Origin of the sequence: Winogradskyella poriferorum (assembly GCF_036553625.1) — a bacterium.
GTDB classification, from domain to species: domain Bacteria; phylum Bacteroidota; class Bacteroidia; order Flavobacteriales; family Flavobacteriaceae; genus Winogradskyella; species Winogradskyella poriferorum.
The window spans coordinates 197,197-222,188 of record NZ_JAZHOU010000004.1; the positions used below are offsets into that span (position 1 = coordinate 197,197).

The following is a 24,992-nucleotide window of genomic DNA, read 5'->3' on the forward strand; positions in this document are numbered from 1 at the left end:
GATATTGCTTTTTTCGTAAAATTTGATTGATTTTACTACATTAGCCACGCTAAAAACAAATCAAATTAATTATATGGAACAATACATTTTATATGTGCCAGCATTATTGGCAATTATTGGTTTAATCTTCATGGGTGCTAAATACGCATGGGTAAAAAAACAAGACTCTGGTAACGAACGTATGAAAGAACTTTCTGCAAGTATAAAAGAAGGTGCACTTGCGTTTTTAAGTGCCGAATACCGACTCTTGCTGATTTTTGTAATTATAGCCAGTATTTTGTTGGGTGTCGTAGCTTATGTAGTACCTTCTACAGAATATATTATCATATTAGCATTTATAGTTGGTGCTATTTTTAGTGCTTTTGCAGGTAATATAGGTATGAGAATAGCAACAGATGCTAATGCGCGTACAACGCAGGCCGCAAGAACGAGTTTGCCTAAAGCCTTAAAAGTGTCTTTTGGGGGAGGAACAGTAATGGGTATGGGTGTAGCAAGTTTGGCGGTACTAGGATTAAGCTTATTCTTTATCTTATTTCTTAATATGTACATGTCTGGCGAAGGCTCCTTTTACGATAACATGACAGTGGTATTGGAAGCTTTAGCTGGTTTTTCTTTGGGTGCTGAGTCTATTGCGTTGTTTGCACGTGTAGGAGGAGGTATTTATACCAAAGCAGCAGATGTTGGAGCGGATTTAGTTGGTAAGGTAGAAGCAGGAATTCCTGAGGATGATCCTCGTAATCCAGCTACTATTGCAGATAACGTAGGTGATAATGTTGGAGACGTAGCAGGTATGGGAGCCGATTTGTTTGGTTCTTATGTAGCAACAGTATTAGCATCAATGGTGTTAGGTAACTACGTGTTACGCGATATGAGAGAAGCAGGCCAAGTTACAGAAGCTTTTGATGGTATGGGTCCAATTCTTTTACCATTGGTTATTGCAGGTGTAGGTATTATAGCTTCAATCATAGGAACATTATTAGTAGGTATTAAAAATAATGAAGCAAAAGAAGCTCAGGTACAAAAAGCTTTAGATACAGGAAATTGGATAGCCATTGTTATTACCCTTGTTGCAAGTTGGTTTTTAATAGATTGGATGTTGCCTGAAACTATGTCAATGAATTTCTTTGGGGAAGGTGCTAAAGAAATCTCATCAATGAATGTGTTTTGGAGTGCATTAATCGGTTTGGCTGTTGGCGGATTAATTTCATGGGTTACAGCCTACTACACAAGTATGGGTAAGGATCCTGTAAATGATATTGTAAATAACTCAGGTACAGGTGCTGCAACAAATATTATAGCAGGTCTTGCTGTAGGTATGATTTCAACAGCAGGTTCGGTATTGCTTTTTGCTGCTGCAATTTGGGCTTCATATGCTTTTGCAGGTTTTTATGGTGTTGCAATCGCCGCTAGTGCTATGATGGCAACTACAGCTATGCAATTAGCAATAGATGCTTTTGGACCTATAGCGGATAATGCAGGTGGTGTTGCTGAGATGGCAGAATTGCCAGAAGAAGTTAGAGAACGTACAGATATTTTAGATTCAGTTGGTAATACTACTGCAGCTGTTGGTAAAGGTTTTGCAATTGCATCTGCAGCTTTAACAGCATTAGCGTTATTTGCCGCTTTTGTAACCTTTACAGGTATAGATGGTATCAACATTTTTAAGGCACCAGTTTTAGCAGCCTTATTTGTTGGTGGTATGATTCCTGTAGTATTTTCTGCTCTAGCTATGAAATCCGTAGGAAAAGCAGCTATGGCAATGGTAATGGAAGTTCGTCGTCAGTTCAAAGAAATTCCTGGAATTATGGAAGGTACTGGTAAGCCAGAATACGACAAGTGTGTGGCTATTTCTACACAAGCTTCATTAAAAGAGATGTTATTACCAGGATTAATCACTATTGTAACTCCTTTACTAATTGGTTTGGGTACAGCTATGATAAGTGGTAACTATACATTAGGAGCAGAAGTTTTAGGTGGTTATATGGCAGGTGTTTGTGTAAGCGGTGTTATGTGGGCAATTTTTCAGAATAACGCAGGAGGAGCTTGGGACAATGCTAAAAAGTCTTTTGAAGCAGGAGCTATGGTAAATGGTAAAATAGAAAAGAAAGGTTCTGATGCTCATAAAGCAGCAGTAACTGGTGATACAGTTGGTGATCCTTTCAAAGATACGTCTGGGCCATCCATGAATATCTTAATTAAATTAACCTGTTTAGTTGGTTTAGTAATTGCGCCAATATTAGGTGGTCATTCTTCTGAAGAAGGTTTAGCAATGAATACTACAGTAGCTGAGGTTAACTTTTCTGAAAACGAAAATTCGGTTGAAAAACGAGTTGAAGTTAAGATGACTAAAAATGAAGATGGAACAACTAAAGCTAACGTAGTAACTACAACAGTTACTAATGGAGGTGAAGAGGTTGTTGAAGAAAAGGTTTTTGAAGGAACTGAAGAAGAAGTGAAAGCTCAGTTAGATAAAATGAGTGAGACCTCTGAAGATGTTCAGGTAAAAGTAAAAAAGGTCATAAAAGAAGTAAAAGAAGAAGTCGAAAACTAAAAAGGTGTTTAACTTCTTAAATTGAAATAAAAAACCACGCTCATAAGCGTGGTTTTTTATTGACTATAAATTCTTTTTAGTTAAGACTTTGTTTTGGGCTTATCTCTGTTCATTTCAGTAATATCAATACTTGTAGCTTCTACACCTAAAAAGTGTTTGCTAAAGTGATCTGCTCTTAACCAAAAAGAGTATTCCGTCATGTTACCAAAGCCGTGTCTTTGACCTGGCATTAGCATAAAATCAAAACGTTTGTTGGCTTTTATCAATGCATTAGCCATTCTTATAGTGCCTCCAGGATGTACGTTGTTGTCTACATCACCTGTAATAAGCATTAAATGACCTTTAAGGTTACTAGCTAATGATTGGTTATTGTCAATCATATACTTGTATTTTACATTACCGTTTTCATCAATTTCTTCTTGTACACCATGATGTGTTTCGCTCCACCAACTATTATAGATGTTGTTATCGTGATTTCCTGCGGAAGATACTGCTGCTTTAAAAAAGTCTGGATAAACCAAAATAGCAGCTGTTGACATAAATCCACCACCAGAATGACCATAAATACCAACTTTATTAATATCTATATATTCGTATTTGTCTGCTAACTGTTCGGCAACGTGTCTTTTGTCTGCTAAACCGTAATCTCTTAGATTGCCGTAACCATAATTATGATACCATTTTGAACGGTCAGGATGTCCACCACGATTACCCATGGTTACTACTATAAATCCAACTTGAGCCATTCTATCTAATCTATCCATACGAACAGAGAAAGACTTGTTTACAGCTTCAGTTTGAGGTCCAGGATATACATATTCTAATAATGGATATTTTTTAGTAGAATCCATGTCAAATGGTCTGTAAATTACACCATAGATGTCTGTAATACCATCATCAGCTTTCATCTTAAAAGGCTCAGGGAATTTGTAACCAGTAGCCATTAGTTGCGATAAATCAGCTTCTTCTAACTCCATGACTACGTTGCCGTTGCTATTTCGTAATTCAGATTTAGGAATCGTATTTACTCTAGAGTAGTTACTAACGAAAAAGCCATTAGAGTCACTCATACTTGTATTTGTATTGAAATCCCCTGGATTTAGAGCTTTTAAACCGCTTCCGTTTAAATTAATCTTATATAAATGCTCGTAGTAAGGGTCTTGATCTTTAGGAATGCCATGCGCTGTAAAGTAAAGCGTTCTTGATTTTTCATCAACACCTATAGCTCTTTCTACGTGATAAGAACCTTTGGTAACTTGGTTTTTTAGGTTTCCTTGTGTGTCATACAAATAATAATGTGCCCAACCAGAGCGTTCTGCCCAATGCAACATTTCAGTTTCATTATTTAATAAGACAAGAGGACGAGATTCTATATAGGTGTTAAATCGTTCTTCAATGAGAACTTTAGTTTCTCCTGTATTGATATCAGCAACACAGATGTCTAATTTTTTTCGATCTCTGCTTATCGTATTGTAGTATATTTTACCTTTTTTAGATAATAAGAGAGAAGGTGTGAAATCATCATCATAGCTAGATTTTTTTATAGGTTCTCTATATACTTGTACACTTTGCTGTTTTACGGTATCTAATTGTACTAGTATATTACTTTTAGAAGGTATATCAAAAACATAAAGTTGGGTTTTGTAAAACTCATCTTCACCTGGCATATGATACTTGTATGTTTCTAGTGTTGGTCGTTTGCTAGCTGTGGTATTTATAACCCAAAGATCCTTGATGTGTCTGGAGTCTCTTCTTTGAAATACAAACTTTTTAGAATCGTGAGACCATATACCAAAGATGCGCTGGCGCTTGTCTTTGTTTTTTTTCATAGACTCATTGGTTTCTCCGCGACCACTAGATCCACCAAAGGAATAGTATAGTTCACCATCAGTTGTCCATTGGTTTTCTACGATTGTTGTGTCTTTTTCGTTTTCAACAGCTTTTAGGAAATTTTCCTTGTCCATCCAATAAAGATTATAGTTTTTAGAAAATAAAACAACCGAGCTGTCTGGAGCAATATTTGCCCATTTTCTCCAATCTTCTTTTTCCTTTTTCTTGTTGTCTAGTAGTGTTAAGGAATTACTGCCTAATGTGTATTCAAAATGATAAACTTTATTTACCATTTTAGGTTTCCCTTTTTTCTTTTTCTTGGTTTCTGTGGAATCTGTTTGCTTTTCAGCTTCCTCATCAGAATTGTCATTTTCTTCTTCAACTTTTTCGGTGGAAGTCACGTAAAATTGGATAGCTGTTTCGTTTTTTACAAACTTAAAGTCAAAACGAGGCAAGTGTTGAGCATCATAAGGGTCTTTGGTTATTTCTGTTAACCATTGAGCCATTTTTTCATTGTCAAAAAGTTCTTTTTTACTTCGCTTATCAGCATCGACGATATAGTATTTTGAACCACTTGTGGTTTTGTATTGATACCAAAAACGATTACCATTTTTTAGCCAATGAGGTCTTACTGAAGTAGAGTGGACTAATTTGCCTAGATTGGTTGGCGAGTATTTTGCTGCTGCCCTGTAATTTGGTTTAGGAGTTAAGTTGTTTGCGTCCTGGGCAATACAAAAATTGAATAATAACCCAAATGTTAGGGCTAGTGCTATTTTTTTCATTTAATGGTTAGTTTAATTAGAATGTCACTAAAATACTAAAACTACTGCCTTATGCTCGTTATTTAACGTGTTAGGAGCTGATTTAAAGAAATATTTAACAATTGTGTAATAGAATATAAGGTTTTAATGTTTACGTTATTTTACTTTTAGTATCTTGAGACCTTTAATAAATAAGAATCTTGAGCTGGTTTAAAAAAGATCCACTTCAAATAATTGCATTTCAGGGTTATGGCACAGATACGCATTTTTATGCGCGTGGCAGAGCTTTAGAAGATGAGTCTATTGATCTCGAAAGTCAAAATATTTGGCATCTTATTATTAACACATGGAAACGGTTTGAAACGGATGAAATTAAGAATGTAGGCATTAACATAAAGTTGCCTAACGGAAAGATATTAAAAGGCCAAACAGATAGAGATGGTTATTATAAAGTTGAAGCCAATTTAGATGAATTAGCTAAGCTGGCGAATGATGAAGGTTGGTTGCCTTTTGAATTGTCTTATGACGATGTCAACATCAAGAGAACCATTCAAAATGATAATAGGTTTCCTGGCGAAATACTAATACCATCTACAAAAGCTCAATTTGGAGTTGCCAGCGATATAGATGACACTATTTTACATACAGGAGTGGTAAGTACTTTAAAATGGAAAGTGATTTATAACTCTGTGTTTAAGCATGCTAAAAACAGAATTCCACTAGAAGGTGCTGCGGATTTCTATCATAAATTACACAGAGGTGCGTCTAGTAAAAATGCCAATCCCATATTTTATGTAAGCCATAGTCCTTGGAATCTCTATCGCTATCTTGAATTATTTTTAAAGCAAAATAACTTTCCAAAAGGCCCAATTTTATTGAGGTCTATGAGTAATTTGCTAAAACGTAAAAAGCAAGATGAAAAGCCTCAAAAACAAAAAGAGATTCTTAATCTGCTAAAAACTTATCCTGACTTACCATTTATATTAATTGGAGACAGTGGTGAGCACGATCCAGATATCTATATGGAAATAGCAGAAGACTTTCCAGATAGAATTTTAGCCATATATCTACGTAGCGTTAAGCACAAAAAGCGAATGCTCCGCGTAAAAGGGCTTATAGAAAACTATAAAACGACAGAGGTATTATTGGTAGAAAGCAGTGATCAGGCTATTAAACATGCAAAAGAACACGGATTTATCTCTTAAAATAATCCATTGATTTCTGCATCAATTTTATTGATGATACCACCTAAATCTTCAGGGTTAGCGACAAAGTCTAAATTATCAACATCTATAATTAATAAGTTGCCTTTGTTGTATTTTGTAATCCATGCTTCATAACGTTCGTTAAGACGGCTTAAATAATCAATACTAATGGTGTTCTCATAATCACGACCACGTTTATGAATTTGAGCTACCAGATTAGGAATCGAACTTCTTAGATATATTAGTAAATCCGGACCTTTTACAAAAGATTCCATCAATTCAAACAATGATGAGTAGTTCTCAAAATCGCGATTGGTCATTAAGCCCATAGCATGCAAGTTAGGAGCAAAAATATGAGCATCTTCATATATGGTTCTATCTTGAATGATGTCTTTGCCACTATCATGAATTTGATTTACTTGTCTAAATCTGCTATTTAAGAAATAAACTTGCAAGTTAAAGCTCCAGCGCTCCATCTGGTTGTAAAAATCATCTAAATAAGGATTGTCTACAACGTCCTCTAATTGCGCCTCCCATTTATAATGTTTAGCTAATAATTTTGTGAGTGTGGTTTTACCTGCACCTATATTTCCTGCAACAGCAACATGCATAATCTATTCTTGTTTAAGTTGGTATTGACGCAGAATTTCGTCGTGGTAAATATACAAGGTTTCATTGGTTACCAAAAACTGATTTATTAACAAATTTGGATGTTTTACAGGTAGTATTTCATCACTGTTTTTAGATAATAAAAAGAGATTGTTATCCTTTTTTAAAACCAGGTGAGCCTTACTGAATGCTAGACTTTCATAACCAATATTAGGATGCTTTGAAATTAAACTTCCAAAATAATTATAGATATAAAGATACTTTTCTGTAAGCATGTAGCAGTTGTTGTAGTCGCTTTTTAAATCTAAAACTTCAGACTGCACAGGTACTGTTTTCTGCTTTATTTTATTGGTTTTATAGTCGTACAATTCTAATTGTTGTAAATCCTGATTAAAAATCCAAAGCGTATTATCATATCCTGTAGATACAAAACTTACATTTTTATAATTCTGAAGCGTGTTAAAGTCTACTTTATAGACCTCTGCCAAACGATTGTCTAGTATTACAACAGTATTAAAATCTTTGTAAAAAAGATTAATTTTTAGAGGGTTAAAGGTGTTGGCCGTTGTGATTTCTCCAAGCTGAAAGTTGGCATACGTTATTGTAGTGTCCTTAGCTTTTTTATTAAAAGTGTTGTTGTCTGTGGCATAATATAACGTGCCAAAAGTGTCTACTCCAAAAATGGTTTTAGCTTTTAAAGCTGTAGAATCTATTAAAACAGCTTTTGCTTGGTTTTGCGAATGTGCCGCTATACCAATAAATAAAAAAATAAAAATTAACCTTTGCATATTGATGTTGAAATTACAAAAATTGAACCAATGATTATGTCATTCTGAATATGTTTCAGAATCTTTTTGGCAAATTAATCTTGAAAGGCAATTTAGAAGCTGAAATCAATTCAGAAAAACTAAAAAGAGATAAGATTTTAATCTGTGAGTTTATAACCAAATCCTCTGACATTTATAATCTGGATACTGTCATCTTTTTGAAGTTTTTTACGGAGTTTGGTTATAAAAACATCCATGCTTCTGGCAGAGAAAAAATCGTCCGTTCCCCAAAGTTTATTAAGAATTAAAGAACGATCTAAAACTTGATTTTTATTTTTTATTAGGTGAAATAATAGATGCGCTTCTCTGTGTGTAAGTTGTGTTGGTTCCTCGTTTTTAAAAGCAAGTTGTTGCTTAGGGAAATCAAAAGTATATGCACCAATAACTAAACTTTCTGAGGTTTTCTGAACTTTTGTGCGGTTTAGTAGATTATGAATTCTTACGATGAGTTCTTCCATGCTAAATGGTTTCTTCAAATAGTCGTTACCACCAATAGAAAATCCTTCTACCACATCTGCTGTTTGAGATTTTGCGGTTAAAAATATTATAGGAATAGCATCGTCAATGGCTCTAATATCTTTGGCTAAGGTAAAACCATCTTTTTTTGGCATCATAACATCAAGTACCAATAGTTCTGGTTGCTCGGATTGGTATTTTTCAAATGCTTTTTCACCATTATCACAAAGTGTCACTTCAAAATCTCTGGTTTCTAAGCTTTCTTTTATAATTTGTCCTAGAGCCGCCTCATCCTCAGCCAGAAGTAGTTTTATTTTTTCAGCCATTGGGTAATGTAATTTTAAAAGTGGTAAGGTTTTTACTAAGGTTTACATCTATATTTCCTCCATGTTTTTCAATAATAGATTTGGTGTAATATAAGCCAATACCAAATCCCTTAATGTCGTGTGTGTTGCCTTTTGGGACGCGGTAGAATTTTTCAAAAATACGTTCTTTATTGGCTTTAGATAGTGTGTTTCCGTTGTCCGAAATTAGAATTTCAAAGTTTTTTTCGTTCGGAATTAAATCGATAGAAATAATATCGCCTCCATATTTAACGGCATTATCTAAGATGTTATTTAAGGCGTTTTCAAAATGAAAACTATCGACTTTAGTTTCTAGAAGTTCAACTTTAAGACTTGTGTTAAATTCTTTTTCAGGATATTGAATTTTATAACGTCTAGATAGGTCATTTAGAAGTGTTACAACGTCAATGGTTTCAGTATTAAGTTCTAGGTTATTGCTGTCTAAGGTTGCTGTTTCTAATAGTTTTTCAACCATAAGATTTAGTTTTTCTAACTGTTGTGACGACATACTTATGTAGTTCTTTGTTTTTTCTTTGTCTTCTATAGCATTAAAATTACTAATACTTTCTAGCGCTACTCCTATGGTAGCAATAGGTGTTTTAAACTCGTGTGTAATATTACTAATGAGGTCGTTTTTTACTTCGGCGAGTTGTTTTTGATGTTTTATGATTTTTAGAAGATAGAAAAGGCTGCTTATAACGGCTGCTATTAGTAATGTTGAAATAAGAATACCACCAAGACTTCGTTTTAAAACTAACGCGGTTTCATTGGTAAAGCTAATATCTAATGTGCTTCCTTTTGGTAAGAAGGTAGATTTTGAAGTTGTTTTTAATCTTTTTGATAGATGCTGAATAGAATTTGCGGTGTTTTTCTTTCCATTATCGAAATGTAAATCATAATCTAAGAAAAGCTTCTTTCTCAATAATTCTATACCAACCAAACTATCTAGTTCAACCAGGTCTAAACTATCGTTGTTTATGGATACTACAATTTTTGAAGTTAGCATTTCAATTTGGTAGGCATCAGTTAATACTTCAGGGTTTTTAATACTATCAAATTTACTTTTAAATTGAAAAGCTTGATTTGCTCCTTTTACTTTTTTTAGACTATCAATTTTAAGATTAAACTCTTTGAATTCTATGGGTTTAAGTTGTCTGTCAATAACCTCAGACATAGAGTCGGCACTAAAACCTCTCATTACTGTAATACCTTCAATTGAATTAACATCAATACTATCTATGTTTTTAAAGCCAAAAGAATCTTCATCGATTTGTTTTAAGAGTTTTTGGATATGACCACCTTCTTTTAATGGATCTTTCTGTTCATCTCCTTCTAAGAAAATTCCAATTGTAGTGCGTTCGGCTAAAGCAGCATAATAGTCGTCAACAGCTTTGTCTAAACTTACCTGAACATCGTTAATAAGCTGCTGTTTATTAGATTGATAGTTTTTGTAATTCCAAAATAGTTGTATTCCAATCGTAACTGTAATTACAGTAACAATGGTATACAAAATCCATTTATATCTTTTGTCGTTCATACTTCAAAAGTAAACGTAAAAAACTAGTTAGTATCAATCGGTTAACACACGTTAACACTAGTTAACGCAAATGCTGAAAATTGATATTGATATTTGCGATGTATTAATCAATTAAAAACAACAGTTATGTTTAAAAAATTATTCACTTGTTTAGCGCTTACAGCAGTTACACTTGCATTCAGTCAGAATCCATTAAAAGGGACAATTAGTAATTTATCAGAAACTAAAATCACTAACTTAGAAGTGGTTGTTACTGTAGACTCAGCTAAAGATATTGAAGATACTTTTAAGGTTGCAGATATAAAAGAAATCTTAAATGACGTCGATTCTAATGAAGAAATTTCATTTAGCCTAGTTTGTAATGGAACTAAAATGTCAAACGGAAAAAAATCTACTATGACATACAAAATTGAAGGTAACTCTGATGAGCCAGAAGAATTTTTATCTTTAGTTACAAAGCTAAGAAAATCAGCTATAAAGTATTACGAAAATTAAAAATCAATCAAAAAATGAACACAATTATTAGAGTTTTAGTTATGACGTTAACGGTAGTTTTTACTACCGTTAATGCTCAAGAATTTCAGGGTATAGCAACTTACAAAACCCAACGAAAAGTAGACATTAAGTTAGATAGTACTCAGATGGATTCTCAAATGCAAGAGCGTATGCTTGCTATGATGAAAAAACAGTTTCAAAAAACATACAATCTTACATTTAATAAAGAAGTTTCAACCTACAAACAAGAAGAAGAGTTAGATAAACCTCAAGTAGGTGGTGGAGATTTTCAAGTGATGGTCGTTGGTAATGGAGGTGGAGATGATGTACTTTATAAAAACACCAAGGAAAGCAGGTATTCTGAAGTTAGAGATAGCTTTGGTAAAATTTTCCTTATTCAAGATGAATTAGATCTAATTGAGTGGAAATTAGAATCAGACACTAAATACATTGGTGAATATCAGTGCTACAAAGCCACATATACCAAAATGGTAGAAAAAGCGAAGGTGTTCTCTAACGTTGAAGACGATAAAGACGATGATACTGAGCCAGAAATGGAAGAGCGTACAGTTACTGCTTGGTACACTCCTCAAATTGCTGTAACTAATGGGCCAGATAAATATCAAGGACTACCAGGTTTAATATTAGAAGTGCATGATGGTGACTTAACTGTGATTTGTAGTAAAATTGTTTTAAATCCGCAGGATAAAGTAGAAATAGAAGAGCCGACTAAAGGTAAGAAGGTGAACCGTGATGAGTACGAGAAAATTATGGAGAAAAAGGCCAAAGAAATGATGGAACGCTATGCACCTAGAAAAGGAAGAGATAACGGTGAGACTATAGAGATACGAATCGGAGGCTAAATCATTAACATAAGTTTAACGCAATTAAATTTAACAAATAGCATCTAAAAAAGTCTAAGTAAACGCTTAGAACAATAAATTTACATTTGTTAATCAAGATTAAACTTATACAATGAAAAAATTACTTCAAAACTTTACTGCCTTAGTTTTATTATGTTTTTGTGCTGTTTCATTTGCCCAAAAAGACTTTCAGGGCAAGGCTTATTACATGTCTAAAACAACAATGGATTTAGATGAATGGGGAGGACGAGAAATGACTCCTGAACAAAAAAAGAGAATTGAAGAACGCATGAAAAGCTTTCTTGAAAAAGAGTATATACTAACCTTTAATAAAGAGGAATCCATATACAAAGAAGACGAAAAACTAGAAGCTCCAGGTTCTGGACGAGGTTGGGGAGGTTTTTCTGGTGGTTTTACTGGAGGGCCAAAATATAAAAATGTAAAGTCTAAAGAATTACTACAAGATCAGGAATTCTTCGGAAAGCAATTTTTAATTAAAGATGAGCTAAAGTCTCTAGAATGGAAAATGGGCACTGAAACTAAGCAAATAGGTCAGTATACATGTTTTAAAGCAACTGCTACAAAAACAGTTGATGGATTTGATTGGAGAAGTATGAGACGAAGAAGAGATAATGATGATAAAGACAAAAAAGAGGCTGAGAAGAAAAACGATTCAATAAAAAAGGATGATGACCCAATGAGTGAAATTGAGGTTCCAAAAACCATAGAGGTTGTGGCATGGTATACACCTCAAGTACCAATTAATCAAGGGCCAGATGATTATTGGGGTTTGCCAGGTTTAATCTTAGAAATTAATGCAGACAGAACTACTATTCTTTGTACTAAAATAGTTATGAATCCTGATGAAAAGGAAGACATTGAAAAACCTAAAAAAGGAGAAGAAGTAACTAAAGCCGAGTATAACGACATCATCACAAAAAAAATGCAAGAGATGCGCGAGATGTATGGACGTAGAGGTAATCGTGGAGGAAGAGGCAGAAGAAATTAATATTATACTAACAACCAATTTATGAAGAAAATACTAATGCTACTTTGTTTAGTAGCAGCAGGAAATTCCTTTGCTCAAATTAAAATGCAAGGAATTGTAAAGGATAGCATAGGTGCTCCACTAGAGTTGGCTAATGTTATTGCAATTAATCAAGAAACTAATGGTTTAGAGTCTTATGCTGTAACAAACGATCAAGGTAAATATGTTTTGTCTTTAGGGAAAAACGGCAAATACAAGTTACAAGTAAGTTACATTGGTTTAAAGTCGCATGAAGAGGTTATTTCAACAGCTGAAGCGGATATCACAAAGGACTTTACTTTAATGCCAGATAATTCTCTTGATGCAGTTGAGCTAACTTACGAAATGCCAGTTACTGTAAAAGGAGATACTATTGTGTATAATGCAGACTCTTTTAAAAACGGAAGTGAGCGTAAGCTAGAAGATGTTTTAGAAAAATTACCTGGAGTAGAGATTAACGACGACGGACAAATTGAGGTAGAAGGTAAAACCGTAAGTAAGCTTATGGTAAACGGAAAAGATTTCTTTGATGGAGATACCAAATTGGCGACTAAAAATATACCTTCAAATGCTGTAGATAAAGTTCAGGTGTTAAGAAATTATGCAGAAGTTGGTCAGTTAAGTGGTGTGCAAAACAATCAAGATAATGTTGCTATAAATATTAAGCTGAAAGAAGGAAAAGAAAATTTTTGGTTTGGAGACGTCACAGTAGGTGCTGGTACTGCACCTTCGCCAAACGATGAGCTTTATTTAGTGCAACCCAAGTTGTTTTATTATAGTCCAAAGTATAGCATTAACCTCATTGGTGATATGAATAATATTGGTGAGGTAGCACTAACCAATAGAGATCTTCGTGGTTTTGGAGGTGGTTTTAGACTGCCCAGCAGAACCAGTGGCACAAGTATCAATCTTGGTGATAACGGACTTGGAGGTCTTACCAGTATTGCAAATGCACAAGAAGTAGTAACAAAATTAGCATCGGCTAACTTTAGTTACTCGCCTAATAAGGCTTTAGATTTAAGTGGTTTTTTAATTTTTAACAGCAGCCGCTTAAGAACCAGAGAAGAAAGTTTTATAGATTACATAGAAGTAGAAGATGATCCTAATACGGCAATTGATGAATCAACAACGATTCCGCCAGATGAAGAAACCTTGTCTACAGGTAGAGAAGCAACCAATCAGTTTATTACTAAATTGAGCGCATCTTACAAGCCAAACGTTAATAATCAATTAGATTATGATGTATTGGCACGTATATCTGATGATGAAGAGCGTCAGAATTTATTTTCATCTGTAGTAGGAAATACTAATCAAGTAGATCAGGTAAAGCCTTTTAGCATCAATCAAAATTTGAATTATTACTACACTTTAAACGAAAACAACATCTTTGCTTTTGAAGCGCAGCATTTAATTAAGGATGAAGATCCTTTTTACAATGCCTTGCTGCAAAATGACCCAAACAATAATGACGATGAAGATAATGATGCTTTTGATGATACAGCTTCAGGTTTAGGGCTAGACTTAGATCAATTATTTTATGATTTAAATCAAGATAGAAGAGTAAAAAGTAATCAGTTAGATGCTAAGGTAGATTACTTCAATATCTTAAATTCAAAAAGTAATATCAACTTTACTTTAGGAACTATATTTAGCAATCAAAAGTTTAATTCTAATATCTTTCAATTTTTAGATAGTGATACTCGATTAGATCCAACGCCAACAATAACAGATTTAGAAGGTAATCCATTATCTGCTTCTAATGATGATGTGGAGTATCGTTTTAGCGATGTGTATTTAGGTGTACACTATAGATTTAAAACAGGTAAATTTACGTTTACACCTGGAGTATCTTTTCATGCGTATAGTAATCAGAATACTCAAAATGGCGACACGTTTAAAGACAATTTCTTAAATGTATTACCTGATTTTGAAGCACGAGTTCAATTTAAAAAGAGTGAGTCATTGCAGTTTAATTACAACATGACCAATACCTTCACAGACATCACCAACATAGCTGAAGGTTTAGTGCTTAATAATTATAACAGCATACAATTTGGTAACCCTGAATTACAGAATGCATTATCGCACAATTTCAGACTATTCTACAGTAGCTTTAATTTATTTAACTACACCAATGTATTTGCTGGCGCAAACTATAGTAAAAATGAAGATCAAATACGTGGATTAACCAATTTTGAAAGTGTAATAAGAACAAGCACATTCTTTAACTCGCAGTTTGCAGATGAGAGTGCTTCAGTTTTTGGTAGAGTAGAGCGCACGTTTGGTAAGTTTAGAGCACGATTAGGGGCAAACTTTAATTATAGTAAATTAAATCAGTTTGTACAGGGAGCGCAATCGTTAAATGAAAGTTTTACTCAATCCTATTCTCCTGAGCTAAGAACCAACTTTAGAGAGGCACCAAATGTTAGATTGCGTTACAGATATACTGTTAGAGATAACGAGCAAGGTGATAATACAACTAAGTTTATAACCAGAGCGCCTTCTGTAGAGTTTGATGCTTACATTTGGGATGCATTATCGTTTGTAACAGAGTTTACTTATAACGAGCAAGAAAGCGATGGACAAACACAAGTTTTTAAAACTTGGGATGCATCTTTACGTTACAGAAAAGACAGAGATGCTAAATGGGAATACTCATTAAGAGCTTCTAATATCTTAGATATCGATTCTAATATTAGTAATGGTGCAGGTACTATTTCAGTATTTAGTTCTGAAACCTTTATACAACCTCGATTTATTACGTTTAGGTTGACGTATACTTTATAAAACAAAAAGGGCTTCTCAAATAACATGAAAAGCCCTTTTTTTCTTTATAAATCTATCTTAATTATCTCTCAATACATGTACCACTCCATTTATGTTATGTGCGTTACCGTTCCAATCTTCATAAGAGCCACTAAAATTAATGTCAATGTATTCACCGACTTCTCCTAAGGCAGTGAGATTGTATATAATATTATTGCTTTCTTGTGCAACATTTATACATTCTCCAATAAAGAATCCTGTATCATTGGTTCCAGGATCAAAAATGTAATTATCATAAGTACCTAGATAGTCAGGGTCATTAAGTGCGCCATACATATAATAACAATTTCCTTGATCATTACTTGACGCAAATATATCTAGTGTTGGATCAGGGTAATTAGGGCTATCTGTGTAAAAGTTAGCAGAAATATTTTCAAAAATAAAAGTACTCTCACCATCATCGATAGTGTATTCAATAAATTCTGTGATGGCATTACAAGCACTTATGGTTCCTATATTGGTTATAGGTGTTGCAAAAGTATAACTTATACTATCTGTAACCTGTAAGTTAACGTAGTCACTGGCTTCTATAGTAAATGTGTTATTATCACTACATCTTAAAAGATTAATTTCAAATTCACCATTAGTTACAGTATCAATAAAGGTTTGGTACCCATAGCTTAATTTTACATAACCATCTGTTACAGCATTTCCATCACAGGTATTGAAGGTTCCTACTACAGTTTCTTCGATAATATCAGGATTATCTGGTACTATAACTGTAATGTTAGAATCTACTGTAAAAGGACCTACGGTTTCTGTGTGTAATGGATTATCTCCACATAAATCGTAGCTATATACGTTTAACTCTAAGCTTTCATTACTTGGTACATAACCACAAACTTCACCATTCTCATTGGTGTGGCCATACGTAGTGCCAAAAGTAGCACTTGTAATAGATACATACATATTTGCTAAAGGAACATTATCTTCATTTGTAGCTGTAACACAAAGCGTAATAGCTTCCGTTGGGATATCGCAATTCCAAAAGCTAAAGTGAGATACTGTCCCAACATACATATTACCTTGCAAAGTTGCTTGTCCTTCTTCTTTCCAATAACCGTTGGCTTCATCAAAATACCAAAGCGGAATTGTGGCAGGTGCAATGCTTATTAAACTAGCATCAACAGGAACTTTAATTTCAGAAGTTGAACCTTCTGCTAAATTTAAATCTTCTCCACCAGAACCTCTAAGTTCTACAGCAAGCATACCTAAGGTTTGCAACATACGTTCTGCACCATTTTCATTTTCAGCATATAGCATTCCTGGCATTTGCATTGGCATATCGTCATCGGCAGGATCTAAATGATGTAAAATAACATCTACAGAACCATCATAAGTTGAGCCGTCTTCTTTGATGAAATTTCCATCAAAACTTACAGAGCTACCATTGGTTGCTGTAACAGTACCGGAAGTGCCGCTTGTTACAGAGCCTACAACTGTAGCTTCTAGCATCATAATGGTGACTTTGTTAGTTCCGATAGATGGTACAACACTACGTGAAGCATGAATGTATCCATCTTTTTCAGCTTTTATATAACCAAAACGTTGCTTAACCGTAGCTCCGTTAATCATAAAAACACCATTGCTGTCTGTTGTTGCGGTTTCGCTACCGATAGTAATGGTTACGCCTTCAATGGGATTATGGTTTTTGTCAATTACTGTTCCTAGAAAGTCGCGAGAAATTTCATTTCCAAAATATTCAGAAAAGGTGTCTGGAATATTTTCTTGTGGGTCACCACCACCTATGCTTTCGTCATCACTAAGGCAAGATGTAACTACAGTTAATGACAATAAAAGTATTAAAATAAGATTTGGGAAGTTTTTAATTCTTTTCATAATGAGTTGATTTAGTTAAAAGTAAGTCTCGGTGAGACGTTGTGTATATAAAACAATTATAACCCTCAAACTCCTACTTTTTCTTATAAATAAAAAACTCTGACTAAATTAATAATCAGAGTTTTTTAAATTTTATAATGATTGTTCCTTACAGGCCAAACGCAGATTTAACCTTATCTACATAATCGAGCTTTTCCCAAGTAAATAATTCTACTTCTAGAGTTTTTGGTTCTCCATTTGGTTGCTGAAAGGTTTTGGTAACTATCTCATTATGTCTTCCCATATGACCATAAGCGGCTGTTTCACTATACATTGGTTGACGTAGTTTTAAACGCTCTTCAATAGCTGCTGGTCTCATGTCAAATATTTCAGAAACTTTTTTAGCAATTTCTCCATCTGTAAGATTGAATGGACAAGTGCCGTAGGTATCAATAAAAATTCCCATCGGTTCTACAACACCAATAGCATAGGAGACTTGGACTAATACCTCTTCACAAACACCTGCAGCAACTAAGTTTTTTGCAATATGTCTTGTTGCGTAGGCAGCACTACGATCTACTTTGCTTGGGTCTTTTCCAGAAAATGCTCCACCACCATGTGCACCTTTTCCTCCGTAGGTGTCTACGATGATTTTTCTACCTGTTAAACCTGTATCTCCGTGTGGTCCACCTATTACAAACTTTCCTGTTGGATTAATATGATATTTAATATCATCAGTAAATAATGGTTTAATATGATCTGGCACTTTAGCTACAACACGAGGGATTAAAATCTCAACAATATCTTTTCTGATTTTTGCTAACATAGCCTCATCGGTATCAAAATCATCATGTTGCGTAGAAACCACAATAGCATCGATGCGCTGAGGTGTGTTATCGTCACTATATTCTATAGTTACCTGACTTTTAGAATCTGGTCTTAAGTATGTAATATCTTTGTTTTCTCGACGTAATGCAGCTAATTCTTTAAGTATTAGATGAGAAATGTCTAATGCTAAAGGCATGTAGTTATTAGTTTCATTGGTAGCGTAACCAAACATCATGCCTTGGTCTCCTGCACCTTGCTCTTCTTTGCTTGCTCTATCTACACCTCTGTTAATGTCTTCGGATTGTTCGTGTATTGCAGAAATTACTCCACACGAATTACCGTCAAACATATATTCCCCTTTTGTGTAACCAATCTTGTTAATGGTGTCTCTTGCTATTTGCTGTACATCGAGATAGGTATTAGACTTTACTTCACCAGCTAGGACAACTTGTCCTGTAGTTACTAAGGTTTCACATGCTACCTTAGACTCTGGGTCAAAAGCTAAAAAATTATCAATTAATGCATCACTAATTTGGTCAGCAACTTTATCTGGATGTCCTTCTGAAACACTTTCAGAAGTAAATAAATACGGCATAAATCCTATACTTTTAATTTGTTGTTTTAAAATTGTGAGATTGCTTGGTCGCTAGAGAAGTCTAAAACTAACTGCTTTAGCATTTTTTAACGAGGTTGCAATCAGACAAATTTTTCCTCTTTGTAAATCTTGGCAAAAATAGAGATTAAATTTAAGATAGAACACCTTCAAATTATAATGAAATCTTAAAATAGCAAAAGTGTTTTTATTTTAGTTTGCATAATGCTTAGTTCAACACCAATAAACATAGTGGTTTGAAATATTTTTTAGGTTGTAAGTTTTGTTAAATATTTAAAAAACATCAAAAATAATTTTGAAATTAAACTTTTGTATCGCAATATTTGTACTCACAAAGTTCAAAACACTTACTGAAATGTTATCAAGAAAGGTGGAGGGAATAGACCCGATGAAGCCTTAGCAACCCTTAGACTTACTAAGAAGGTGCTAAATTCTACTTGAACGCGCAAATCATTTCTTGCCAGTTCGGATAGATAACTCAAGACCAATTACCCATTTGTAATTGGCATTTTCTTTATAACATTTTTCTATTAAGTACGCCTTACGAAAAGGCTTATTTGGCTTTTGGTTTAATCGTGCTATTTGTTGAAAGGGATTGATGATAGGAAGCAGATAGATTTTTTGATTAGACGAGAAATAAAAATTTAGCATAGCCTTAGTTATGGTCAATTTTTATTTTGAAGTATTAGTGAAAAAGAAACTTCTTACTCCATTAATCTCGTTCTGCAAATAGCACTCATTATTAACTCAAAAACTTAGAAAAATGAGTACACAAAAATTTGCAACACAAGCGTTGCACGCAGGACACGATGTAACAAACAATGGCGGAACCAGAGCAGTTCCTATTTATCAATCTACAGCTTATGTCTTTAACGACTCAGATCATGCTGCTAATTTATTTTCCTTAGCAGAGCCAGGGAACATTTATTCCAGAATTAACAACCCAACCAACGATGTTCTTGAGCAGCGCTTAGCGGCTTTAGAAGATGGTATTGCGGCTGTGGTAACAGCATCTGGTACTTCTGCTATAGCAACATCATTGCTGACATTACTTAAAGCAGGAGATCATATTGTGGCATCAAACAGTTTGTATGGCGGAACGTATAATCTGTTGAGCGTAACTCTACCAAGACATGGTATCACCACAACTTTTGTAGATCCATCAAATCCAGAAAACTTTAAAAATGCTGCTCAAGAAAACACCAGAACATTCTTTATAGAATCTCTAGGAAATCCGAAGTTAGATGTTTTAGATATTGAAGCAATTTCTAATGAAGCCAAAGCATTTAAGGTGCCATTAATTGTAGATAATACAGTTGCTACGCCTTATTTATTAAACCCAATTGAATATGGTGCCAATATTGTTATTCACTCGTTGACAAAGTACATTAATGGCAATGGTACGGCACTTGGAGGTGTAATTATAGATGCAGGTACTTTTGATTGGACAAACGGAAAATTTCCAGAGTTTACAGAGCCTTCAGCTGGTTATCATGGTTTGGTGTATAGCGAAGCTTTAGAGGCAGCAGCATTTATTGCAAAAGTGAGAATTGAGGGGTTGAGAGATTATGGTGGAGCATTAAGTCCTTTTAATGCATTTCAAATCATTCAAGGTTTAGAGACCTTAGAATTACGAATAAAAAAACATAGCGAAAACGCACTGGAACTTGCCAAATGGTTACAAGAACAACCAGAAGTTTCATGGGTAAATTATCCTGGTTTAGAAACCAGTAAATACAAAGTTCTGGCAAAAAAATACTTACCAAAAGGACAAAGTGGTATTGTAACTTTTGGAGTTGATGGTGGCTATGATGCTGCAAAAATTGTGGCAGATAAAACAAAATTATTTTCGCTATTAGCCAATATTGGCGATACAAAATCTTTAATCATCCATCCTGCAAGTACAACGCATCAGCAATTAAGTGATGAGGCGCAGGAAAGCACTGGAGTAACAAAAGACCTTATAAGATTGTCTGTTGGTATTGAGAATGTTGAAGATCTAAAAGCTGATTTAAAAGAAGCATTTCAATTAATAAAAAAGTCTCAGTTAGCTTAATCTCTTTTTGTATTAGTGTTGTTTAATTAAGCTGGGCGACGAGGCTTTCGCTCAGCTTAATTTAAAAATTTTCAGATAAGAAATAAAAAATACAATTATGAGTGTGCTTAAGTTTATTGAAATAGATCATTTTGAGTTGTGCAGTGGCAGAAACATTAGCCTTAGATTGTCGTATCAGGTATTGGGAAAGCCATTAGGAAACAACCCAGTAGTATTGGTAAATCATGCCTTAACCGGAAATTCTCAAATAACAGGAAAAAAAGGCTGGTGGAACGATATTGTTGGTAAAGACAAAATTATAAACACAGATATTTATACGGTTTTAGCGTTTAATGTGCCAGGTAATGGCTTTGGTGGATTAGAAGAATCCTTTCTAGAATATTATAAAGAGTTTACTGCAAGAGATGTAGCTCGTATTTTTTCCGAAGGACTAAATCGTTTAAATATTAGTACAATATATGCTATCGTTGGTGCGTCAGTTGGAGGCGGTATTACTTGGGAGTTGGCAGCGTTACGACCAAACTTGGCAGAATATGTAATACCAATAGCTACAGACTGGAAATCTACAGACTGGGTAATTGGTAATTGCTTCATTCAAGATGAAATTTTAAATCATTCCTCTCAACCTTTGTTTGATGCCAGATTGCATGCTATGACGTTTTACAGAACGCCAGAATCTTTTGCTTCAAAATTTAAAAGAGAAAAACAACGAAAAGATGCTTTTAAAATCGAAACTTGGTTAGAGCATCATGGCGAAAAATTAGAAGGAAGATTTGAGTTGTCTGCTTACAAAATGATGAATCAAATTTTAAAAACTATCGATATTACACAAGGCAGAGGCACGTTTACCGAAGTAGCAAAACACATTGCTTCTCATATTCATATTATAACAATTAATTCAGATTTACTATTTAAATCAGACGAAAACTGGAACACGTTTGTAGAGCTAAAATCCGCAAAAGAAAACGTTACTATAGGCGAACTAAAATCTAATGATGGTCACGATGCTTTTTTAATAGAGTATCAGCAACTTATTAAGCTATTAAAACCAGTTTTTAATTTAAAATTAAAAAAGCATGACAACGATACATCTTGCCATATTCGGAATTGGTAATGTAGGTTCTACGTTAATAAATCAAATTCAGAACATCAAGTCAAAACTGCTAACCGAACAAGGATTAGATATACAAATACCAGTTATTACAAACTCGACTTTAGCATTTTTTTCAAATGATATTAATGGGCAATGGGAAGTAGATTTTGAAAATTTTTCTGAACCTTACAATGTAGAAGATATTATTCGTCATTTTAAAGCAATAAATGTAGAAAATGCTATAGCTATAGACGTTACAGCTAGCCAGAGTTTTATTGCGCATTACGAGACGTTGATAGAAAATGGTTTTCATATCATTTCTGCAAATAAAGTAGCTAACACATTGAGTTTTAATTATTATAAAAAATTAAGGAAATTGTTAGATGAAAACAATAAAACTTTCCTTTACGAAACCAATGTTGGTGCAGGATTACCAATTATTGAAACCATAAAAAACTTACATCAGTCTGGTGAGAAAGTTGAAAAAATAAAAGGTGTATTCTCAGGCTCGTTAAGCTACATTTTCAATCAGTTTTCAGAAGAATCTTTGCCATTTGACCAAGTATTAAATGATGCGGTAAGTCAAGGTTTAACAGAGCCAGATCCTAGAGAAGATTTGTCAGGAAAAGATGTTGCCCGAAAATTACTGATTTTAGCCAGAGAACTCGGTTCTGATGCAGAATTGAATGATGTAAAAATTGAATCTCTAGTACCAAAACAACTTAACGGAGCTACAACATTACAAGAGTTTAAACAGCGTTCACACGAGTTAAATAGCATTTTTGAAGCCAATAAATCTCAACAGAAAGAAGCGTCTGTGTTGCGTTATGTTGGTCAATTAGATGTTCTAAATAATGTTTTAGAGGTAAAATTAATATCAGAACCAAAAGCTTCCCCTTTAGGACAGTTAAAAGGATCGGATTCCATTTTTGAAATTTACACAGAGTCCTACAACTCGCAACCTTTGGTTATACAAGGTGCAGGCGCAGGATCTCAAGTAACTGCTCGTGGTGTTTTTGGCGATATCTTACGCCTTTCTAATACTTTAATTAAGAAAAATGCATAATAAAACAAGAACCAAAAATCACATAGAAACAGAAGCAATCCGTACACAAATAGAGCGTTCACAATTTTTAGAACATTCTAATCCATTGTATTTAACATCGAGTTACATTTTTGAAGATGCTGAAGATATGCGCGCTTCATTTGCAGATGAAAAACAGCGCAACATTTACAGCAGGTACACAAATCCGAACAACTCAGAATTTGTTGATAAAGTATGCCGAATGGAAGGAGCAGAAAACGGTTACGCTTTCGCAACAGGAATGTCTGCTGTGTTTTCAACTTTTGCAGCTTTGTTAGATTCAGAAGACCATATTGTGTCTTGTCAAAGTATTTTTGGTTCTACTCAAACCTTATTCAACAATATTCTTCCTAAGTGGAATATTTCAACAAGCTATTTTAGAATTAATGAAATAGACCGTATTGAAAGTTTAATTCAACCTAACACCAAGATTCTTTATGCCGAAAGTCCTACGAATCCTGCAGTTGATATTTTAGGCCTGAAATTATTAGGCGATTTAGCCAAAAAACATAACCTCATTTTTATAGTCGATAACTGTTTTGCAACACCATATTTGCAACAGCCAATTAAATTTGGCGCGCATTTAGTAATTCATTCAGCAACAAAATTGATGGATGGACAAGGTCGAGTGCTTGGTGGTGTAACGGTTGGAAGTTCAGAATTTATTCAAAAAATCTATTTATTTTCAAGAAATACAGGTCCTGCGCTTTCGCCTTTCAACGCTTGGATATTATCAAAAAGTTTAGAAACACTACCTGTTAGAGTAGAAAAACATTGTGATAATGCCTTGAGAATTGCTGAATTTTTAGAAGGTCACGACAAAGTGAATTTCGTAAAATATCCATTTCTAAAATCTCATCCTCAGTATCAATTGGCTCAAAACCAAATGAAACTTGGTGGCAATGTCGTTGCTTTTGAAATAAAAGGCGGCATTGATGCAGGACGAAATTTTCTCAACGCAATACAGCTTTTATCATTGTCAGCAAACCTTGGCGATACCAGAAGTATTGTTACGCATCCTGCTTCTACAACCCACGCTAAGCTATCGGAAGAAGACCGACTTAAAACCGGAATCACAGGTGGACTTATCCGAGTTTCTGTTGGCTTAGAACATCCTGAAGATATTATTAATGACCTAAATCAAGCTCTAAACTAATGTCAGACATTTTCAAAATATTACAACACCGAATTTTAGTTTTAGATGGCGCAATGGGAACGATGTTACAGCGCTATAATTTTACTGAAGACGATTTTCGTGGTTCAAGATTCAAAGATTTTAAACATCCATTAAAAGGAAATAACGATTTATTATCGCTAACACAACCAGAAGCTATTGCCGAAGTACATAGAAAGTATTTTGAAGCTGGCGCAGATATAGTAGAAACCAATACCTTTTCTGGCACAACCATTGGTATGGCAGATTATCATATGGAAGATTTGGTCTACGAATTAAATTTTGAATCGGCTAAAATAGCTAAACAAGTTGCTGAAGAATTCACAAAAGCCAATCCTAAAAAACCACGTTTTGTAACTGGAAGTATCGGTCCAACAAATCGTACCGCGAGCTTAAGTCCAGATGTAAACAGACCAGAATATCGCGCGGTAACCTTTGACGAATTACGTATTGCCTACAAACAACAAGTCGAAGCTTTAATTGATGGCGGAAGCGATATTTTGTTAGTCGAAACTATTTTCGATACATTAAATGCCAAAGCAGCCTTATTCGCTATTCAAGAAGTTAAGGAAGAACGTAATATTGACATTCCTGTTATGGTATCAGGAACCATTACCGATGCTTCTGGTAGAACATTATCTGGGCAAACCGTTGAGGCATTTTTAATTTCAATATCACATATACCGTTGTTAAGTGTTGGTTTTAATTGCGCACTTGGTGCAGACCAATTACAACCGTATTTAAAACGCTTATCTCACGAAACCGATTTTTACACATCAGCACATCCAAACGCAGGATTACCAAATGCTTTTGGCGAGTACGACCAAACTGCGAAACAAATGCAACAGCTTATAGAAAATTACCTAAAAGATGATTTAATAAACATCATTGGTGGTTGTTGCGGTACAACACCAGAACACATAAAAGCAATTGCTGAAGTTGCAGCTAATTACAAACCACGTGTCATTCCTGCGCAGGCAGGAATCTCTTAATCT

Annotated in this window: 18 protein-coding genes and 1 riboswitch; of the genes, 11 read left to right on the forward strand and 7 right to left on the reverse strand. The window is 34.3% G+C overall.

The window, feature by feature from the left end; translation table 11 throughout:
- Positions 1 to 73: 73 nt before the first annotated feature.
- A complete protein-coding gene (locus tag V1468_RS12820; protein ID WP_331810625.1) occupies positions 74 to 2,551 on the forward strand; it encodes a sodium-translocating pyrophosphatase in 2,478 nt (825 codons plus the stop codon).
- A gap of 80 nt (positions 2,552 to 2,631) precedes the next feature.
- On the opposite strand, the gene V1468_RS12825 is transcribed toward V1468_RS12820, so the two are convergent.
- Positions 2,632 to 5,163, reverse strand: coding sequence for a S9 family peptidase (locus tag V1468_RS12825; protein WP_331810626.1), 2,532 nt, complete (start codon positions 5,161 to 5,163; stop codon positions 2,632 to 2,634).
- Between the two features lie 179 nt (positions 5,164 to 5,342).
- Here V1468_RS12825 and V1468_RS12830 point away from each other — a divergent pair, with 179 nt between their 5' ends.
- Positions 5,343 to 6,347 carry an App1 family protein gene (locus tag V1468_RS12830; protein ID WP_331810627.1) on the forward strand — a complete coding sequence of 335 codons (1,005 nt, stop codon included), beginning with the start codon at positions 5,343 to 5,345 and terminating at the stop codon, positions 6,345 to 6,347.
- Here the strand turns inward: V1468_RS12830 and V1468_RS12835 are convergent.
- The 4 genes from V1468_RS12835 to V1468_RS12850 all read right to left on the reverse strand — a co-directional run bounded on the left by V1468_RS12835 (position 6,344) and on the right by V1468_RS12850 (position 10,120).
- Complete coding sequence (locus tag V1468_RS12835; RefSeq protein ID WP_278005291.1) at positions 6,344 to 6,958, reverse strand: deoxynucleoside kinase; 615 nt, start codon at positions 6,956 to 6,958, stop codon at positions 6,344 to 6,346. The genes V1468_RS12830 and V1468_RS12835 overlap by 4 nt on opposite strands.
- A 3-nt stretch (positions 6,959 to 6,961) precedes the next feature.
- Positions 6,962 to 7,744, reverse strand: a complete 783-nt coding sequence (locus V1468_RS12840) for a hypothetical protein (protein WP_331810628.1) — start codon at positions 7,742 to 7,744, stop codon at positions 6,962 to 6,964.
- Positions 7,745 to 7,881: 137 nt separating this feature from the next.
- Entirely contained in the window at positions 7,882 to 8,565 is a 684-nt protein-coding gene (locus V1468_RS12845) for a response regulator transcription factor (RefSeq protein ID WP_331810629.1), read from the reverse strand.
- Positions 8,558 to 10,120, reverse strand: a complete 1,563-nt coding sequence (locus tag V1468_RS12850; RefSeq protein ID WP_331810630.1) for a sensor histidine kinase — start codon at positions 10,118 to 10,120, stop codon at positions 8,558 to 8,560. The genes V1468_RS12845 and V1468_RS12850 overlap by 8 nt, the downstream gene beginning before the upstream one ends.
- Positions 10,121 to 10,246: 126 nt before the next feature.
- Here V1468_RS12850 and V1468_RS12855 point away from each other — a divergent pair, with 126 nt between their 5' ends.
- From V1468_RS12855 to V1468_RS12870, 4 genes are all read left to right on the forward strand, one after another.
- Entirely contained in the window at positions 10,247 to 10,615 is a 369-nt protein-coding gene (locus V1468_RS12855; RefSeq protein ID WP_331810631.1) for a hypothetical protein, read from the forward strand.
- Between the two features lie 14 nt (positions 10,616 to 10,629).
- On the forward strand, positions 10,630 to 11,478 hold the full coding sequence (locus tag V1468_RS12860; protein WP_331810632.1) for a GLPGLI family protein: 849 nt from the start codon (positions 10,630 to 10,632) through the stop codon (positions 11,476 to 11,478).
- A gap of 112 nt (positions 11,479 to 11,590) precedes the next feature.
- Positions 11,591 to 12,487, forward strand: a complete 897-nt coding sequence (locus V1468_RS12865) for a GLPGLI family protein (protein WP_331810633.1) — start codon at positions 11,591 to 11,593, stop codon at positions 12,485 to 12,487.
- Between the two features lie 21 nt (positions 12,488 to 12,508).
- Positions 12,509 to 15,292 carry a carboxypeptidase regulatory-like domain-containing protein gene (locus tag V1468_RS12870; RefSeq protein ID WP_331810634.1) on the forward strand — a complete coding sequence of 928 codons (2,784 nt, stop codon included), beginning with the start codon at positions 12,509 to 12,511 and terminating at the stop codon, positions 15,290 to 15,292.
- A 57-nt stretch (positions 15,293 to 15,349) separates the two neighbouring features.
- Here the strand turns inward: V1468_RS12870 and V1468_RS12875 are convergent, their stop codons facing one another.
- Together V1468_RS12875 and metK are read right to left on the reverse strand one after the other, a co-directional pair.
- Positions 15,350 to 17,170 carry a carboxypeptidase-like regulatory domain-containing protein gene (locus V1468_RS12875; protein WP_331810635.1) on the reverse strand — a complete coding sequence of 607 codons (1,821 nt, stop codon included), beginning with the start codon at positions 17,168 to 17,170 and terminating at the stop codon, positions 15,350 to 15,352.
- Between the two features lie 148 nt (positions 17,171 to 17,318).
- Entirely contained in the window at positions 17,319 to 18,572 is a 1,254-nt protein-coding gene (gene metK, locus V1468_RS12880; protein WP_331810636.1) for a methionine adenosyltransferase, read from the reverse strand.
- 373 nt (positions 18,573 to 18,945) lie between these two features.
- A riboswitch (SAM riboswitch) is annotated at positions 18,946 to 19,070 on the forward strand.
- Positions 19,071 to 19,353: 283 nt separating this feature from the next.
- Between metK and V1468_RS12885 the strand changes: the two genes are divergently transcribed.
- The 5 genes from V1468_RS12885 (at position 19,354) to V1468_RS12905 (ending at position 24,989) form a co-directional block, all read left to right on the forward strand.
- Entirely contained in the window at positions 19,354 to 20,646 is a 1,293-nt protein-coding gene (locus V1468_RS12885; protein ID WP_331810637.1) for an O-acetylhomoserine aminocarboxypropyltransferase/cysteine synthase family protein, read from the forward strand.
- Positions 20,647 to 20,743: 97 nt separating this feature from the next.
- Positions 20,744 to 21,760, forward strand: a complete 1,017-nt coding sequence (locus tag V1468_RS12890) for an alpha/beta fold hydrolase (protein ID WP_331810638.1) — start codon at positions 20,744 to 20,746, stop codon at positions 21,758 to 21,760.
- A complete protein-coding gene (locus V1468_RS12895) occupies positions 21,723 to 22,805 on the forward strand; it encodes a homoserine dehydrogenase family protein (RefSeq protein ID WP_331810639.1) in 1,083 nt (360 codons plus the stop codon). Before V1468_RS12890 ends, V1468_RS12895 begins: the two co-directional genes overlap by 38 nt.
- On the forward strand, positions 22,798 to 23,979 hold the full coding sequence (locus tag V1468_RS12900) for a trans-sulfuration enzyme family protein (RefSeq protein ID WP_331810640.1): 1,182 nt from the start codon (positions 22,798 to 22,800) through the stop codon (positions 23,977 to 23,979). The genes V1468_RS12895 and V1468_RS12900 overlap by 8 nt, the downstream gene beginning before the upstream one ends.
- A complete protein-coding gene (locus V1468_RS12905; protein WP_331810641.1) occupies positions 23,979 to 24,989 on the forward strand; it encodes a homocysteine S-methyltransferase family protein in 1,011 nt (336 codons plus the stop codon). Before V1468_RS12900 ends, V1468_RS12905 begins: the two co-directional genes overlap by 1 nt.
- Positions 24,990 to 24,992 lie beyond the last annotated feature (3 nt).

Bases quoted from the DNA above. Each gene is read 5' to 3' on its own strand.
- V1468_RS12865 (WP_331810633.1), top strand. From the start codon at position 11,591: ATGAAAAAATTACTTCAAAACTTTACTGCCTTAGTTTTATTATGTTTT.
- V1468_RS12835 (WP_278005291.1), bottom strand. From the start codon at position 6,958: ATGCATGTTGCTGTTGCAGGAAATATAGGTGCAGGTAAAACCACACTC.
- V1468_RS12895 (WP_331810639.1), top strand. From the start codon at position 21,723: ATGACAACGATACATCTTGCCATATTCGGAATTGGTAATGTAGGTTCT.
- V1468_RS12870 (WP_331810634.1), top strand. From the start codon at position 12,509: ATGAAGAAAATACTAATGCTACTTTGTTTAGTAGCAGCAGGAAATTCC.
- V1468_RS12850 (WP_331810630.1), bottom strand. From the start codon at position 10,120: ATGAACGACAAAAGATATAAATGGATTTTGTATACCATTGTTACTGTA.
- V1468_RS12845 (WP_331810629.1), bottom strand. From the start codon at position 8,565: ATGGCTGAAAAAATAAAACTACTTCTGGCTGAGGATGAGGCGGCTCTA.
- V1468_RS12825 (WP_331810626.1), bottom strand. From the start codon at position 5,163: ATGAAAAAAATAGCACTAGCCCTAACATTTGGGTTATTATTCAATTTT.
- V1468_RS12840 (WP_331810628.1), bottom strand. From the start codon at position 7,744: ATGCAAAGGTTAATTTTTATTTTTTTATTTATTGGTATAGCGGCACAT.
- V1468_RS12890 (WP_331810638.1), top strand. From the start codon at position 20,744: ATGAGTGTGCTTAAGTTTATTGAAATAGATCATTTTGAGTTGTGCAGT.
- V1468_RS12860 (WP_331810632.1), top strand. From the start codon at position 10,630: ATGAACACAATTATTAGAGTTTTAGTTATGACGTTAACGGTAGTTTTT.
- V1468_RS12900 (WP_331810640.1), top strand. From the start codon at position 22,798: ATGCATAATAAAACAAGAACCAAAAATCACATAGAAACAGAAGCAATC.
- V1468_RS12875 (WP_331810635.1), bottom strand. From the start codon at position 17,170: ATGAAAAGAATTAAAAACTTCCCAAATCTTATTTTAATACTTTTATTG.
- V1468_RS12855 (WP_331810631.1), top strand. From the start codon at position 10,247: ATGTTTAAAAAATTATTCACTTGTTTAGCGCTTACAGCAGTTACACTT.
- V1468_RS12885 (WP_331810637.1), top strand. From the start codon at position 19,354: ATGAGTACACAAAAATTTGCAACACAAGCGTTGCACGCAGGACACGAT.
- V1468_RS12905 (WP_331810641.1), top strand. From the start codon at position 23,979: ATGTCAGACATTTTCAAAATATTACAACACCGAATTTTAGTTTTAGAT.
- metK (WP_331810636.1), bottom strand. From the start codon at position 18,572: ATGCCGTATTTATTTACTTCTGAAAGTGTTTCAGAAGGACATCCAGAT.
- V1468_RS12820 (WP_331810625.1), top strand. From the start codon at position 74: ATGGAACAATACATTTTATATGTGCCAGCATTATTGGCAATTATTGGT.